This window comes from Parafilimonas terrae, assembly GCF_900115755.1.
GTDB classification, from domain to species: Bacteria; Bacteroidota; Bacteroidia; order Chitinophagales; family Chitinophagaceae; genus Parafilimonas; species Parafilimonas terrae.
The window spans coordinates 305142-320275 of sequence record NZ_FOXQ01000006.1 but is presented as its reverse complement, the minus strand read 5'-3'; the positions used below and the strand labels follow the sequence as shown (position 1 = coordinate 320275).

General features: G+C 40.3%; 11 protein-coding genes. 9 read left to right on the top strand and 2 right to left on the bottom strand.

What is annotated here, in order from left to right:
* The first annotated feature begins 82 nt into the window (after positions 1 to 82).
* From BM015_RS21865 to rpe, 9 genes are all read left to right on the top strand, one after another.
* Positions 83 to 1003, top strand: a complete 921-nt coding sequence (locus tag BM015_RS21865) for a carboxypeptidase-like regulatory domain-containing protein (protein ID WP_245751389.1) — start codon at positions 83 to 85, stop codon at positions 1001 to 1003.
* Complete coding sequence (locus BM015_RS12295) at positions 885 to 3515, top strand: SusC/RagA family TonB-linked outer membrane protein (protein WP_245751387.1); 2631 nt, start codon at positions 885 to 887, stop codon at positions 3513 to 3515. Before BM015_RS21865 ends, BM015_RS12295 begins: the two co-directional genes overlap by 119 nt.
* Before the next feature lie 100 nt (positions 3516 to 3615).
* On the top strand, positions 3616 to 5463 hold the full coding sequence (locus tag BM015_RS12290; RefSeq protein ID WP_090658823.1) for a RagB/SusD family nutrient uptake outer membrane protein: 1848 nt from the start codon (positions 3616 to 3618) through the stop codon (positions 5461 to 5463).
* Positions 5464 to 5521: 58 nt separating this feature from the next.
* Entirely contained in the window at positions 5522 to 7372 is a 1851-nt protein-coding gene (locus tag BM015_RS12285; protein ID WP_090658821.1) for an outer membrane protein assembly factor BamB family protein, read from the top strand.
* Positions 7373 to 7405: 33 nt separating this feature from the next.
* Positions 7406 to 7627 carry a hypothetical protein gene (locus BM015_RS12280; protein WP_090658754.1) on the top strand — a complete coding sequence of 74 codons (222 nt, stop codon included), beginning with the start codon at positions 7406 to 7408 and terminating at the stop codon, positions 7625 to 7627.
* Entirely contained in the window at positions 7615 to 7932 is a 318-nt protein-coding gene (locus BM015_RS12275) for a hypothetical protein (RefSeq protein WP_090658752.1), read from the top strand. The genes BM015_RS12280 and BM015_RS12275 overlap by 13 nt, the downstream gene beginning before the upstream one ends.
* A gap of 97 nt (positions 7933 to 8029) precedes the next feature.
* Entirely contained in the window at positions 8030 to 11446 is a 3417-nt protein-coding gene (gene mfd / locus BM015_RS12270) for a transcription-repair coupling factor (protein ID WP_090658750.1), read from the top strand.
* A gap of 16 nt (positions 11447 to 11462) precedes the next feature.
* Positions 11463 to 12320, top strand: coding sequence for a tetratricopeptide repeat protein (locus BM015_RS12265; RefSeq protein ID WP_177191891.1), 858 nt, complete (start codon positions 11463 to 11465; stop codon positions 12318 to 12320).
* Between the two features lie 44 nt (positions 12321 to 12364).
* Positions 12365 to 13018 (top strand): ribulose-phosphate 3-epimerase, encoded by a 654-nt coding sequence (gene rpe, locus BM015_RS12260; protein ID WP_090658747.1) that lies wholly within the window; start codon positions 12365 to 12367, stop codon positions 13016 to 13018.
* Here the strand turns inward: rpe and BM015_RS12255 are convergent.
* On the bottom strand, positions 13010 to 13846 hold the full coding sequence (locus BM015_RS12255) for an ABC transporter ATP-binding protein (RefSeq protein WP_090658745.1): 837 nt from the start codon (positions 13844 to 13846) through the stop codon (positions 13010 to 13012). The two genes, rpe and BM015_RS12255, sit on opposite strands and share 9 nt — an antisense overlap.
* A gap of 47 nt (positions 13847 to 13893) precedes the next feature.
* On the bottom strand, positions 13894 to 15108 hold the full coding sequence (gene lysA, locus BM015_RS12250) for a diaminopimelate decarboxylase (RefSeq protein WP_090658743.1): 1215 nt from the start codon (positions 15106 to 15108) through the stop codon (positions 13894 to 13896).
* Positions 15109 to 15134 lie beyond the last annotated feature (26 nt).

Here is a 15134-nt window from a genome sequence, read left to right as displayed (position 1 = left end):
GTAGACTTTATAGCTATTCAAAATTGAATGGCAGTTTTATTTATTCTTATTTAATTATTCTTAATCACAAAAAAGAGCATTTATGCGGGCAATTAAACACTTATTTTTTTCCTTTCTGCTCACATTAACCTGTTGTTTTTGTTTTGGCCAAACAAGAACAGTTAATGGCAATGTATCTGCAGCAGGAACCAATTTACCACTGTACGGTGTTACAGTAACGGTAAAGGAAACTAAAATTTCCACTATCTCCGATTCTTCGGGCAATTTCACCATTAACGCTGCACCGGCCCAAACACTTCTGCTATCCTATGTTGGATATGCAGATAAGGAAGTTGTTCTGGGCAATGCAAACACCATATCTGTTTTATTGGACAATGCTTCAAACGCACTGGAAGATGTGGTTGTGGTGGGTTATGGTTCCCAGAAAAAGGCAAACCTTACAGGCGCTGTTTCAACAATTGATGTGTCAAAAACATTAACCAACAGGCCAATTGCCGACGTGGGCAGGGGGCTGCAGGGTTCAGCCTCAGGCTTAAGTGTAACTATACCAAGTGGTGAAGTAGGTTCTGACCCTATTATAAAGATAAGAGGTGTAATGACTTCTTTCCAGGGCACCAGCACACCGCTGATACTTTTAGACAACGTTGAAATACCAAGCATCCAGATTGTAAATCCAAACGATATTGCTTCTATTACCATATTGAAAGATGCGGCTGCAGCTTCCATTTATGGTGCAAAAGCATCTAATGGCGTTATATTGATTACTACCAAAAAAGGTTCAGGCAGCAGCAAGCCGCAGGTTACTTATTCAAATAATTTCTCCTGGCAAAATGTATGGAAAGATTTTGAGATTGGCCAGGTGAATGCCCTGAAATATACTGTGGATGCGGCTGAACGTGTGGGGCACTTTCACACCAACCGGAGCTTTCTATTATGTGGACAGGGCCAGTTACCTGAGATCAGTAGAATGGCAGAAACTATATGGCGGAAAGATAGGGCCTGATGATCCTACCGTCTTTGGCCGCGACTGGTATGTACAGGGAGCAAGTAATCAAAAGATGGGCGTGAGAACTTACGACCCTTATGATTATATGATCAAAGAATGGGCGCCTACCCAGCAGCATAATATTTCTGTTGGGCAAACATTAAATAAAACTACTTATAACATCGGGCTGGGATATTTGGATCAAAGCGGTATGATAAAGCCAGCTAAAAAAGACGATTTCACCCGGTATAATGCTTCGCTTAGACTTTCAAACGAAATAAATAAATACATTACTGTTCGTGCAGGGGCTATGTATTCAAGAAGAAATAAGGAATATCCGTATGTTACCAGTTCTACCACTGCCGATCCCTGGCTTTACCTGTACCGGTGGGGCTCGCTGTATCCCTTTGGTAATGATGAAAACGGCGATCCCATCCGCAGCCCGGTAAGCGAAGCCGGTGCTGCCAACACAGCAAACATTCTCCAGAATTATATGAATGTAAACGCTGGCGCTACCCTTAATTTTACCCGTAACTGGACATTCGATTTTGACTATACTTTCTCTAACCAGGAAGAAATATGGAACCGTCCCGGAACGAGATATACGGCACGTAACTCATGGGTAGCGCCCAAAGCAAGAGTGGATGACAACGGCGGTCCCATTTATGTGGACAGTACCGGAAACGTGGTATCTGCCACGGCACCCGGCGCCATGCCCGCTTTTGATCTGTCTTATGATACTTATACTTCTTTGGGTGCAAATCCTGATCACATTTATCGCCGCACTACTAACTTCCACAGCAGCACCATCAATGCTTATACAACTTATAACCTGAATTTGAAAGATGACCACAGGTTTAAATTCATGCTTGGTATTAACCGGGTGGCTGCCCAAACCGAATGGCAATCACAGCAGGTGAACCAGCTGACAGACATTCATAACCCTGAGTTTAGTTTTGCTGTTGGCTCGCCGCCAATCGTAGATGGCGATAAATTCTGGGAATCACAATTAGGTTATTTTGGCCGTATTAACTACGCCTTTAAAGATAAGTATCTTATTGAAGGCAACCTTCGCTATGACGGTTCATCCAAATTTCCCCGCGACCTGTGGTGGAGATGGTACCCTTCAGTTTCTGCAGGCTGGGTAATATCAAAGGAAAACTTCATGCTTTCACAGGATGTAGTGAGCTTTTTCAAAATAAGAGGTTCATGGGGAACTATTGGTGATCAAACAGTGCCGAACACTTTGTATTTGCCGCTCATGTCCAGCGGCCTTTCCTCCTGGATTGGTGCTAACGGGTCGAGGGCTGTTACGGTTGGAACACCACCGGCCATTGTAAATAATATTACCTGGCAGGACATTCAAACAAAAAATCTTGGTGTTGACCTTGCATTCTTCGAAAACAAGCTGTCTGTTACTTTCGATCTTTTCCAGAGAAATACCAGGAATATGATTGTTCCGTCTGAAGGCATACCTTATACTTTCGGCACAGGCGCCCCACAGGGAAATTTCGGCTCGTTACGCACAAACGGGTGGGAACTTACTGTTGAGTTTAACCATAGGTTTAAAAATGGCCTGGGCGTGAATTTCAGGGGAAATATTTCAGATGCAAAAACGCATATCCTGGAATATGGCACATCTACCGGTGTGAACAGTTATTACAATGGAAAAGATATAGGGGAAATATGGGGCTATCGCACAGACAGGCTTTACCAGGCAAGTGATTTTGAATTAGGCCCCGATGGCAACCCGCAGTTAATTACACTTACAGCAGATGATGTGCCTGAAGAATATGCAGGTAAAAAAGCTAACCAGTTAAAACCTGGGGCACATGGGGAAAAGCCAGTTTACCAGGTATTCCTTCAGAACTCGTCCAACTTCTTCTTTGGGCCGGGCGATGTGAAGTTTAAAGACCTGAATGGCGATGGCGTTATCGATAATGGCAGCGCAACCCTGGATGATCATGGCGACCTGGCTGTAATTGGTAATTCCACACCAAGATATGAGTATGGGTTCAGGATTGGCGCGGATTATAAAGGCGTTGACATCAGCCTGTTTTTCCAGGGCGTGGGCAGCCGCCAGATATGGGGCGATGGATTTTTAGCCATTCCGGGATATAACTCTGCAGATGGCGCCATGCCTGCAGCTATTGCCGATAACTATTGGACGCCGGATAATACCAATGCATTTTATCCTGCTGCTTATAATAATGCCGGCAGCAATTCTGCTAATAATATACAGGTGCAGGACAGGTATTTATTAAACATGGCTTACCTGAGGCTTAAAAACCTTACCGTAGGGTATTCCTTCTCGCCAGACCTGCTTAGAAAAGTGGGCGTTAACTCTTTCAGGGTTTATGGCGCGTTGGAAAATTTCATCACCTGGGACCATCTCAGGGGATTACCCATTGATCCGGAAGCTATTAATGGTTATTCCATGTGGAATACATCAAACTATAACCTGGGCCGTACCGGTATAGGCACGCCCGCATTCAAAAGCATATCAATAGGTGTTCAATTAAACTTTTAAAATTATCATGATGAAACCGAACACGATAAAAATATTTAATGCACATGGAGCTGAGTATGCGAGGTTCCGTCCGGCAAATAAAAACTCAAAAAATATTCGGATGAAAATATATAAATATATCTGCGGTTTTGGAATAGCATGCATGCTCTTCACTTCCTGCAAAAAAGATTTCTTAGACAGGCCGCCGCTTACGAGTTATGTGGATGCGGACGGACAATACTGGAGAAATGAAGACGACATCCGCATGTATGCCAATGGTTTTTATACCAATTATTTTAACGGGTATAACACTTCCTTTACAGCAGATTACACACCAGTACGCGGCTATACATTTAATGATGATTTAACCGGTAAAAACGTTCAGTCTAATTTTGAAAGTTCAGTGCCTTCATCAAGAGGTTCAACTTCCGAAGCTGCGGCCTGGATGTCTCAATACGCTGGCCCTACATGGGATTTTGCGTGGGTGCGCAAAGCCAACATTTTTATTGACCGTATGGATAATATAGCAAAAGCAAATATTACAGATGAGGCTTACCGGCATTGGAGCGCTGTGGCCAGGTTTTTCAGGGGATTTGAATATTCCCGTCTGGTTAGTGTGTTTGGCGATGTGCCTTATTATGGCAGGGTGGTTAAGGAAAGCGAACTGGATAGTTTGTATAAAGACAGGGATAACCGGGGAGATGTAATGGATAAAGTGTATGATGATTTTAAATTTGTACTGGACAATATCCGTGACGATGATGGAGCGTTGTTTTTAAACAAAACCATTGCCGCCGCTTTTATCTCCAGGTTTATGCTGTTTGAAGGAACGTATGAACATTATCATTCCTTAGATGCTGCAAGGGCTAAGAAATACCTTGAATTTGCAGTTGATGCCGCAAATGTAGTAATGGGTAGTGGTAAATATAATTTTGGCAGCGATTTTAAAGCATTGTTTTCTTCCGAAAACCTCGCCGGCAACCCGGAAGTGTTATTATACAGGAAATATGACGCCGCTTTGTCAATAACCCATTGTATAGGTTCTTATTCTAATGGCACTGAAGTAGTAGGGGTGGATCCAAATCTTGTATTGGCCAAATCGTTTATTATGAATGATGGTAATGTTTGGGAGCATTCTTCCGAGCCGGGTGCTGATGATTTTTCCATTGCCAATCTTGCCAAAACAAGAGACCCACGTTTTGAAGCTTCATTTATTGATAATGCCAACCCGGCTTCCGCAACCCTGTTGTATGGATATAAATTTGCATCCAGGGAAGCTATTACTTACATAGGAAAAACTTATCCCGCTGCTTGGGGAAGCAATACAAACACAAGTGATGCGCCGGTAATAAGGTTAGGCGAAGTAGTCTTAAACTGGATTGAAGCAAAGGCTGTTCTTGCACAATATTATGGCGGTCCTTCAGTTACGCAGGCAGACCTGGATCAGTCAATCAATGCTATCCGTAGCCGTCCTTTAGATGCAGATGCAATTGCAAAAGGCGTGCAGAAAACAGCTCCGCTTACATTATCAGCGCTTCCGGACGACCCGGAAAGAGATGCAGATGTACCGGCATTAATATGGGAAATCCGGAGAGAAAGAAGGATGGAATTTGTATTTGAAGGTTTCCGTTTATTAGACCTGAAAAGATGGAAGAAACTTCAGTATATGGATTTCAGCACTAATCCCGATTACTTTCTTGGTCCCTGGGTGAACCTGCCTGTTGAACTGCCTACAGCTTTAACTGATGCAGCCGCTTCAAAAGGGAATGTAAAAGTGAAAAAGGCAGGCGGCACAATCGTTACCTATGACGGAACAAATGCAAGTGATATGGTAGGCTTTTGGGTGGTAGAGAATGCTGCAAACAGGGATGGATTTTCAGATAAGAATTACTTATCTCCTGTGGGGCAAACGCAGATTGATGAATACCAGGATAAAGGTTACACGCTTTCTCAAACGGAAGGCTGGTAATAAAATTGTTGCATGTAAAGCACAGGTGTAAAAGCCTGTGCTTTTTTATTTTATAAGCATGAAGAAAGTACTGTTTGTTATTGTATTTATATGGAGCTTTGGTTCAGCGAAAGCCCAGGACGGTTTTACGTTTGCACATGTTTCCGACATACACATCGGGAGTAATAATTCAGAAGATGATTTACGCAGAACAGTGCAAAGCATCAACAACGATTCGTCCATTTCATTTGTAATTCTTTCCGGCGACATAACCGATTTTGGTTCTGATGCTGAGTTTATTGTTGCCAAACAAATTCTTGATAGTTTAAATAAACCGTGGCACATTATTCCCGGCAACCACGATGCCAACTGGAGTGAAAGCGGTACAAACAGTTTCAAAAAAATATTCGGTGGTGAAACATTCTTCTTTGAATATGGCGGTTATTATTTTATCGGCACAGCCTGCGGGCCAAACATGCGCATGAGCCCTGGCCAGGTGCCAAGGGAAAATGTTGTATGGCTCGATTCTGCCTTAAAACATCTTAAGAATAAAAAGCAGCCTATCATTTTTGTAAACCACTATCCAATGGATAGTTCTTTGAATAACTGGTACGATGTAATTGATCTTCTAAAAACAAAAAATACGCAACTTATTATATGCGGGCATGGCCACGCAAATCACCAGTTTAATTTTGAAGGCATACCTGGTATTATGGGACGCTCTAATCTTCGCGCAAGAAAAGATGTGGGCGGTTATAACATCGTTACCATAAAAAATGATACGGTAATTTATACAGAACGCAATCCCGTTACGCAAGGAGAAAAGCAATGGGCGGAGGTGGCTTTGTATAAACACAATTTCAAAGCAGATACAACAACATATTACCGGCCATCGTATGCAGTTAATTCAACTTACAAAAATGTAAAAACGGTTTGGGAATTTACAGATAACAGCGACATAGGTTCCGGTGTTGCAATACCAGGTAATCTTGTTATAGCAAGCAATTCAAAAGGGTTTATTTATGCGTTGAATATTAATAACGGGAAGAAGGTATGGTCGTATAAAACCAGGGGGAAAATTTATTCAACGCCTGCTGCAGAAAATAATTTTGTTGTAGTTGCATCAACCGATAACAATATCTATTGTTTGAACACAACTAACGGAAAGCTGCATTGGAAATTTGAAACCCATAAGCCAATCGTTGCTTCGCCCTTAATAAAAAATGATGTGGTTTACATAGGTTCAGCCGATGGAAAATTCCGCGCCTTTGATTTGCAAACAGGAAAATTAAAATGGAGTTACGATGGTGTAAAAGGCTTTGTGGTTGACAAACCTTTATTCTATAATAATAAAATATACTTTGGCACATGGGGCACAGAATTTTATGCATTAAATGCGGATGATGGAACGCTTGCATGGAATTGGAATAATGGTTCTGCCAACAGGATGTATTCACCGGCGGCATGTTATCCCGTTGCTGCTAACAACAGCGTTTTTATCGTTGCGCCTGATCGTTATGCAACCTGCTTTGATGCAGAAACAGGTAATGTTATCTGGCGTAAACAAGACCCTGCAAACAGGGTGAGGGAATCAATGGGATTATCAGAAGACAGTTCATTGGTTTATGCAAAAACAATGGAAGGAGAGGTGATTGGTATTTCAACCAAAGCCGACAGTATGCAAATTGATTTCAAATTAAATACTAGCTTGGGATATGAAATTGCGCCAACAGCAATTGTTACAAATAATGGTTTAATCTATGTGCCTTCTGATGATGGAACTGTTGTTGCCATAAATAAAGACGGGTCTATTTTATGGAAACATAAAATTTCAAATGCGCTTGTTACAAATATTACTGCCGCGTTAAATAGCAGGATCATCGTAACTACAATGGACGGGAAGGTTGTGTGTTTGGAAACAGTTCGATGATTTTTATTGTATTTTTACAAGTAAATTTTTTGTATGGCACATATAGAGGGCATTGAAGAAATAAAGAACAACGATGGTCGTTTAACGCATGTTGTAATAGATGTACACAAACATCCTGAAGCTGTTGGCAAACTGAAAGAGATGGGCCTGGTTGAAAAAACACAATTTGAAAAGGACTGTGAAGATGCGATACCGGTAGATGAAGCTTTTAAACAGGTGTACGACTTTATAAATAGCCTTAAATGGGACAAGTAATAGCTAAACCATCCGTAACCAGAAAATTAAATAAGTTAGTCAGCATTCTTTATAAAAAAGAATATTTTAGTTATAGGGCTTCAGCTATTGAATATGTAAAGGGAATAGAAAATTTTATAAACACCATTCCAACCCAACAGGCTTATCATACCACCAACCCAAAATACGGCTTGTTTTATTGCATGTACAAACCTAACCGCCACACAGCCTGGTATATAACTTTTGATACCGATGGTGAAACATGGCTGGTGAAAAACATCTTTAATAATCATACAACCGATTATCCTGAATATATAAAGGCATAAATGAGAGTTGTTGCGGGAGAATATTTTTAAATTATCATTCCCTTAAACTCAAAGATTTAATATTTGCCTTTGAATGAATTAACTTTGCACCGCGTTTATGAATCTTGGTGCGTTACTTGAAAAGTACAAACAACATCCCCGCCTTTTTCACCTGGCGGACAGGCTTACTTTTGCCGATACTCAAAAAATATTTCTTAAAAACTTACAGGGAAGCAGCGCCGAATTTGTTTTAGCGGCTTTGTTTGATAAATATCAAAATGATAAAACAAACAATGCAGCAACACATTTGGTTGTTTTGAATGATGCGGAAGAAGCCGCTTATTTTCACAATACACTGGAAAATTTAACACAAGCATTGAACCTGTTTTATTTTCCTTCTTCTTTCAAAAGCAAAAAAGATTTTAAACATCTTAACAGCAGCCATGTTATGCTGCGTACAGAAGCTTTAACCAAAATGTCTGTTGCACCTTCAGGTATTATTATCACTTATCCTGAAGCGTTGTTTGAGAAAGTTGTATTGTCAAAAACGTTAAGCAGTAACATCATTCACATAAAAACAAATGATACGCTTAACCTTGACAGTTTGCTTGAATTGTTTGTGATGTATGGTTTTGAGCGCACCGATTTTGTATATGAACCGGGCCAGTTTGCTTTGCGTGGCGGTATCCTGGATATTTATTCTTTTGGCAATGAAAAACCTTACCGTGTTGAGCTATTCGGCAATGATGTTGACAGCATTCGCATATTCGATCCGGAATCGCAGTTAAGTGAAAGAAAATTATTACAGGTTTCCATCATACCAAATATTGATACACAGTTTGAAAGCGATGAGAAAATTTCCCTGCTTGAATTTTTACCTGAACAAACTGTAGTTTGGATTAAAGACTGGGATGTTATCCGGGAAGTGATACATGAACAGGAAGAACAGTTGGGAGATTATCTGGAATCCATAGTCCATAGTCCACAGTCCACCGAAGAAGATGATGATAATACAATATTAAAGACGGTTGAACTGAAAGACTTTGTTCCTGCTGCAACAATTGAAAGGCAAATACAGCAACATCATTTGGTGGAATTTGGTTATAAGCCGCATCTCTCCAATTTTGAAATTGAATTAAACACTAAACCGCAACCTGCATTTAACCGCCAGTTCGATCTTTTAATAAAAGATTTAAAAACGCATGAAGCTAAAGGTTACGCGTTATACATTTTTGCAGAACAGGCAAAGCAGTTGGAGCGTTTACATTCTATCTTTAATGATCTTAATACAGATATTCAGTTTACACCCATTGCCACGTCCATCCATGAAGGCTTTATTGATGATGATGTAAAAGTGGTTTGTTATACAGATCACCAGATATTTCAGCGTTATCATAAATACCGTGTTAAGCAGGCTTATAATAAAAATAAAGCGCTTACACTTCGCACGTTGAAAGAATTACAGCCCGGAGATTTTGTTACGCATATTGATCATGGCGTGGGTACTTACAGCGGCTTGCAAAAAATTGAAGTGAATGGCAAGCTGCAGGAAGCTGTAAGGATTATTTATAAAGACGGTGATATTTTATATGTGAATATTAATTCACTGCATAAAATATCAAAGTTTACAGGAAAGGAAGGTACAGCACCAAAGGTTAATAAACTTGGCAGTGATGTATGGAACAGGCTGAAAGAAAAAACCAAAACGAAGGTTAAAGAAATTGCGTTCGATCTTATTAAATTATACGCTCAACGCAAGGCGCAGCAAGGCTTTGCGCATACGCCGGATAATTATATGCAAACCGAACTTGAAGCATCCTTTATTTATGAAGACACACCCGACCAGGCAAAAGCAACAGAAGATGTAAAACAGGATATGGAGAAAGCTTCACCAATGGACCGCCTGGTTTGCGGCGATGTTGGCTTTGGTAAAACAGAAGTGGCCGTGCGTGCTGCATTTAAAACCTGTGTTGATGGTAAGCAGGCTGCTGTGCTTGTGCCCACAACCATTCTTGCGTTTCAGCATTATAAAACTTTCAGTGAGCGGTTGAAAGATTTTCCTGTAACCATAGATTATATCAATCGTTTTAAATCTGCCAAAGAAAAAAAGGAAACACTCAAAAAAGTTGAAGAAGGAAAGATCGATATTATTATTGGCACACATGGTTTGCTTGCCAATAGCGTTAAGTTTAAAGATCTCGGTTTGATGATAATTGATGAAGAACAGAAGTTTGGCGTGGCGCATAAAGAGAAATTAAAAACATTAAAAGCAACAGTTGATTGTTTAACCTTAACGGCAACACCCATACCAAGAACATTGCAGTTTAGTTTGATGGGTGCAAGGGATTTAAGCATCATCAATACACCGCCACCTAACCGCCAGCCCATACAAACGGAAGTGGCCGTGTTTAATGAAGATGCCATTCGCGATGCGATCTATTATGAAACAGAACGTGGCGGCCAGGTTTTCTTTATTCACAACCGCGTGCTTGGTTTGGCCGAAATGAGTGCGATGATACAAAGCCTTTGCCCCGATTTAAGTATAACATTTGCGCACGGGCAAATGGAAGGCAATAAACTTGAAGAAAGATTATTGGATTTTATTGACAGGAAATACGATGTATTTGTGTCCACCAATATTGTTGAAAGCGGTGTTGATATTCCGAACGTAAATACTATCATTATTAATAATGCGCATCAATTTGGATTAAGTGATTTGCATCAATTGCGTGGCCGCGTTGGGCGCAGTAATAAAAAGGCATTCTGTTACTTGTTTGCGCCGCCAATGAGCACATTGCCTACTGATTCAAGAAAGCGTTTGCAAACATTGGAGCAATTCAGTGAATTGGGCAGTGGTTTTCAAATTGCCATGCGCGACCTGGATATTCGTGGCGCCGGCAATTTATTAGGCGGCGAACAAACCGGCTTTATGGCTGATATTGGTTTTGAAACTTATCAGAAAATTTTGGATGAAGCCATACGTGAATTAAAGCGCACTTCTTTTAAAGATGTATTTAAGGAGGAGATTAGCAGGCAGGATGATTTTGTAAGCGATTGTACCATTGATACCGATCTTGAAATTCTTATTCCTGATGATTATGTGGAAAGCATAACAGAACGCTTATCGCTTTATACAAGATTGGATAATTGTGAAAAAGATGAGGAGTTGCAGTCATTTGAAAAAGAATTGATAGACCGCTTTGGGCCGTTACCAAATGAAGTAAAAGATTTGATTACAACTGTGCGCTGCCGTTGGGCTGCGGTTGATTTGGGTTTTGAAAAGATGACATTAAAAGATAAAACGCTGCGCAGTTATTTCATCAATAAAAATGATTCGCCTTATTTTGAAAGCGACATATTTCAGGGCATTATGCAATACCTGCAAACCGGAACTAATAAAGCGAGGTTAAAACAAGTGGGTAAGAACTTTTTATTGGTGGTGAATGATGTAGATGATATGAATGTAATGTTATCTTTCCTGCAGCGTATGCATAATGCTGTTGTAAACAAACATGCCAGCACCGCAAATGCATAAAACATTATTTCATTCAATGAGGAAATCATTATATAGGTTATCGTTCCGCGAAGTCTCCAGGCTTTTCAAAATGCTTTTTATTATTTGCATTTGCTGTACCTTTTTTTCCTGCAACAGTAACGATGCATCTTCTTCCGCCAGGAAAGATGATTCAGTAAAAAACGCTTTGCAGCCTTTACTTGAATCGATGGAAAAGCAATTAAAAACATATCCTGACAGTGCGGGATTGCGCCTGCAATATGCGTTTACATTGGATAGCGTTAAAATGTATAAAGAGGCGCTTGCCCAAATGGATTCGTTAACCAATAAAGATTCTGCCAATTACGGTTTGTTTTTCGCAAAGGGTGAGATAGCGGAAGATGCAGGTGATACGGCGCTTGCCATAAAAAGCTATGCAAAGGCTGCCAACATTTATGAATCTCCTGATGTATTGCTGGCACTGGCAAATCTTTATGCAGAAATGAAAAATGAACGTGCTGTTTTATTATGTTCCCGCGTTAAAGCTTTAAGCCTGGGAAGGGCAGCAGATGCCAACTGCGCTTTTATAACAGGTGTATATTTTGCACGCACCGGCAAAGCAAATGATGTAGTGAAATATTTTGACGAATGTATTGCCAATAACTATACTTACATGGAAGCCTATATTGAAAAAGGGCTTGTTTATTTTGATATGAAGCAATATGACAAAGCGCTGTCTGTTTTTCAATTGGCATCAACAGTTAATAATTTATATGCCGATGCCTATTATTATATGGCGCGTTGTTATGAAATGATGAATAAAAAAGACAGCGCTGTTTTGCGTTTTAAGCAATCGTTACAGCTCGATCCCACGCTGGATGAAGCCAAAGCACACCTGAAACAATTGGGGGAATAAATATTTTGAGTTTTTAATTTTTACTTTTGATTTAAAAACAAACTATGTCTATCGTTGCGCCATCATTATTAGCTGCTAATTTTTTAAAGCTCGAAGATGAATGTAAAATGGTGAATGCCAGTGAAGCAGAATGGCTGCATCTTGATGTAATGGATGGTCAGTTTGTTCCCAACATCAGTTTTGGTATCCCGGTTATTGAACATGTGCGCAAAGCAACCACCAAATTCTGCGATGTGCATTTAATGATTGAAACGCCGGAAAACCTTGTGTCTGCATTTAAAAAAGCAGGTGCAGACAGCATTATTATTCATTATGAAGTTTGTGCTAACCTGCACCGCAATATTCAACAGATAAAAGAACTGGGCATGAAGGCTGCTGTTGCCATCAACCCGCATACACCTATTTTTATGCTGGATGATATTTTGGCCGACCTGCATCATGTTTTGATTATGACCGTTAACCCCGGTTTTGGCGGCCAGGAATTTATTCCGCACTCACTTAAAAAAGTAGAGAAACTTCGCCGTATGATTGATGAAAGAAAACTGGATGTTTTAATAGAAGTAGATGGCGGTATTACAGTTGAAAATGCGCAATCGCTGGTTAATGCAGGTGCTGATGTTTTAGTAGCGGGCAATACCGTTTTCAGTTCTGCTGACCCAAAAGAAACAATAAAAAAACTAAAAGCCTGCTCAAGGTAAATTATCGCCTTCCTTAATAATTTTTTCAGCTTCTTTTACAGCAGCGCCTTCTTCAATCTTTCCTTCCACTTCCAGCATGCGGATGGCTTTTGCACCCTGTAAAAATTCAGAAGCAAAAATGAATTCGTTCAGCCTTTCATTCTTGCTGAAAATAATATCCTTGTTAGAACCTTCCCATTCTTTTCTGCCTTTGTATAAATACATAATATGATCGCCTATTTCCATTACGCTGTTCATATCGTGGGTAACCACCACTGTTGTGATGTTGTATTCAGTAGTAATGTTTTTTATAAGCTGGTCAATAACCAGTGAAGTTTGCGGGTCAAGGCCGCTGTTAGGCTCATCGCAAAAAAGATATTTCGGGTTAAGCACAATTGCCCTGGCAATGCCCACACGCTTCTTCATACCGCCGCTTATTTCCGCCGGAAATTTCTTGTTCGAGCCTTCCAGTTCTACTTTTTCCAGCACTTCATTCACCCGCTTCTTTTTATCGCGGTAACTTAAGTTAGAAAACATATCCAGCGTAAAAATAATGTTCTGCTCCACCGTCATCGAATCAAATAAAGCTGAGCCCTGGAATAGCATGCCTATCTTTTGACGAAGTTCTGTCCTTTCTTCGCGGTCCATCTCCAGCATATTCTTGCCATCATACAAAATCTCGCCTCTGTCAGGCCTGAACAACCCAACAACGCATTTGGTAAAAACCGTTTTGCCGCTGCCGCTTGACCCAATAATAAGATTGCACTTGCCTGTATCCAGCACACCGGTTATATCTTCAAGTATAACCTTGTCGCCAAAGCTCTTTCTTATATTTTTTACTTCAATCATATCTATATGTTTCAGGTTGCTGTATCGGTAATGTTAATCAACAACAATTACAATACTTCCACCTGGTTCTTCAGCAAATCTTCAAACTCATCACGTTTTCTTATCAGTTGCGGTTTGCCATCTTTAAACAACACTTCCGCAGGTTTTAACCTCGAATTGAAATTACTGCTCATTTCAAAACCATAGGCGCCGGCATTATAAAAAACAAGATAATCACCTTCCCGCACTTCATTTAATTTTCTGTCCCAGGCAAACGTATCGGTTTCACAAATATTTCCAACAACCGTATAAATGCGCTCAGCGCCTTTTGGGTTTGATAAGTTTTCTATGCGGTGATAAGCCTCATAAAACATTGGCCTTATTAAATGATTGAACCCACTGTTTACACCTGCAAAAACCGTGGCAGTTGTTGTTTTTACTACGTTTGCCTTTACTATAAAATAACCGGCTTCACTTACCAAAAATTTTCCCGGTTCAAACCAAACTTCCAGCTTGCGGCTGGTTTCTTTTTCAAACTTTGTAAAAGCCTGTGCTAATTTCTTGCCAAGGTCGTGCACATCTGTTCTCACATCGTCATCGTAATAAGGCACTTTAAAACCACTGCCCAAATCAATCACTTCTATCTGCGGAAACTGGCGCGCCATTTCAAACATAATTTCAAGCCCGGCAATAAATACATTCGTGTCTTTTATTTCGCTGCCGGTGTGCATGTGCAGGCCCTGCACATTTAAACCTGTTGATTTAATGATGCGTTCAATATGCCTTACCTGGTGAATGGAAATGCCAAACTTGCTGTCAACATGCCCGGTTGAAATTTTAAAATTTCCACCTGCCATAATATGCGGGTTAAGGCGAATGAAAACAGGGTAGGAGCTTCCGTATTTATTGCCAAAACGTTCCAGCATAGAAATATTATCTATGTTGATATGCACGTTCAATAACTTTCCCGCTTCTATTTCTTCAAAGTCAACGCAGTTGGGCGTAAATAATATTTTATCGGGCGTAAAGCCGGCTTTTAAACCCAGTTTTACTTCGTTGATGCTTACACAATCGAGGCCAGCGCCCAGCTTATGCATTAACTTAAGAATATTGATATTGGTTAACGACTTGCAGGCATAAAAAAACTTAGCGTTACATTCTTTAAATGCCTTGTTTAATTCATTAAGCTGTTCTTCAATTTTTTCTGCGTGATAAACATACAGCGGTGTTCCAAATTCTTCTGCTGCTTCAATCAGTTGTTTTCTGCTCAAACTCTGGCTCATGTATAAAAAAATTATTTTGCGAATGT

Excerpts from the sequence above, each read along its gene's own strand:
- BM015_RS12280 (WP_090658754.1), top strand. The coding sequence starts at position 7,406 with ATGGCACATATAGAGGGCATTGAAGAAATAAAGAACAACGATGGTCGT.
- rpe (WP_090658747.1), top strand. The coding sequence starts at position 12,365 with ATGTCTATCGTTGCGCCATCATTATTAGCTGCTAATTTTTTAAAGCTC.
- BM015_RS12295 (WP_245751387.1), top strand. The coding sequence starts at position 885 with ATGCGGCTGAACGTGTGGGGCACTTTCACACCAACCGGAGCTTTCTAT.
- mfd (WP_090658750.1), top strand. The coding sequence starts at position 8,030 with ATGAATCTTGGTGCGTTACTTGAAAAGTACAAACAACATCCCCGCCTT.
- BM015_RS12265 (WP_177191891.1), top strand. The coding sequence starts at position 11,463 with ATGAGGAAATCATTATATAGGTTATCGTTCCGCGAAGTCTCCAGGCTT.
- BM015_RS12285 (WP_090658821.1), top strand. The coding sequence starts at position 5,522 with ATGAAGAAAGTACTGTTTGTTATTGTATTTATATGGAGCTTTGGTTCA.
- lysA (WP_090658743.1), bottom strand. The coding sequence starts at position 15,108 with ATGAGCCAGAGTTTGAGCAGAAAACAACTGATTGAAGCAGCAGAAGAA.
- BM015_RS12275 (WP_090658752.1), top strand. The coding sequence starts at position 7,615 with ATGGGACAAGTAATAGCTAAACCATCCGTAACCAGAAAATTAAATAAG.
- BM015_RS21865 (WP_245751389.1), top strand. The coding sequence starts at position 83 with ATGCGGGCAATTAAACACTTATTTTTTTCCTTTCTGCTCACATTAACC.
- BM015_RS12290 (WP_090658823.1), top strand. The coding sequence starts at position 3,616 with ATGAAAATATATAAATATATCTGCGGTTTTGGAATAGCATGCATGCTC.
- BM015_RS12255 (WP_090658745.1), bottom strand. The coding sequence starts at position 13,846 with ATGATTGAAGTAAAAAATATAAGAAAGAGCTTTGGCGACAAGGTTATA.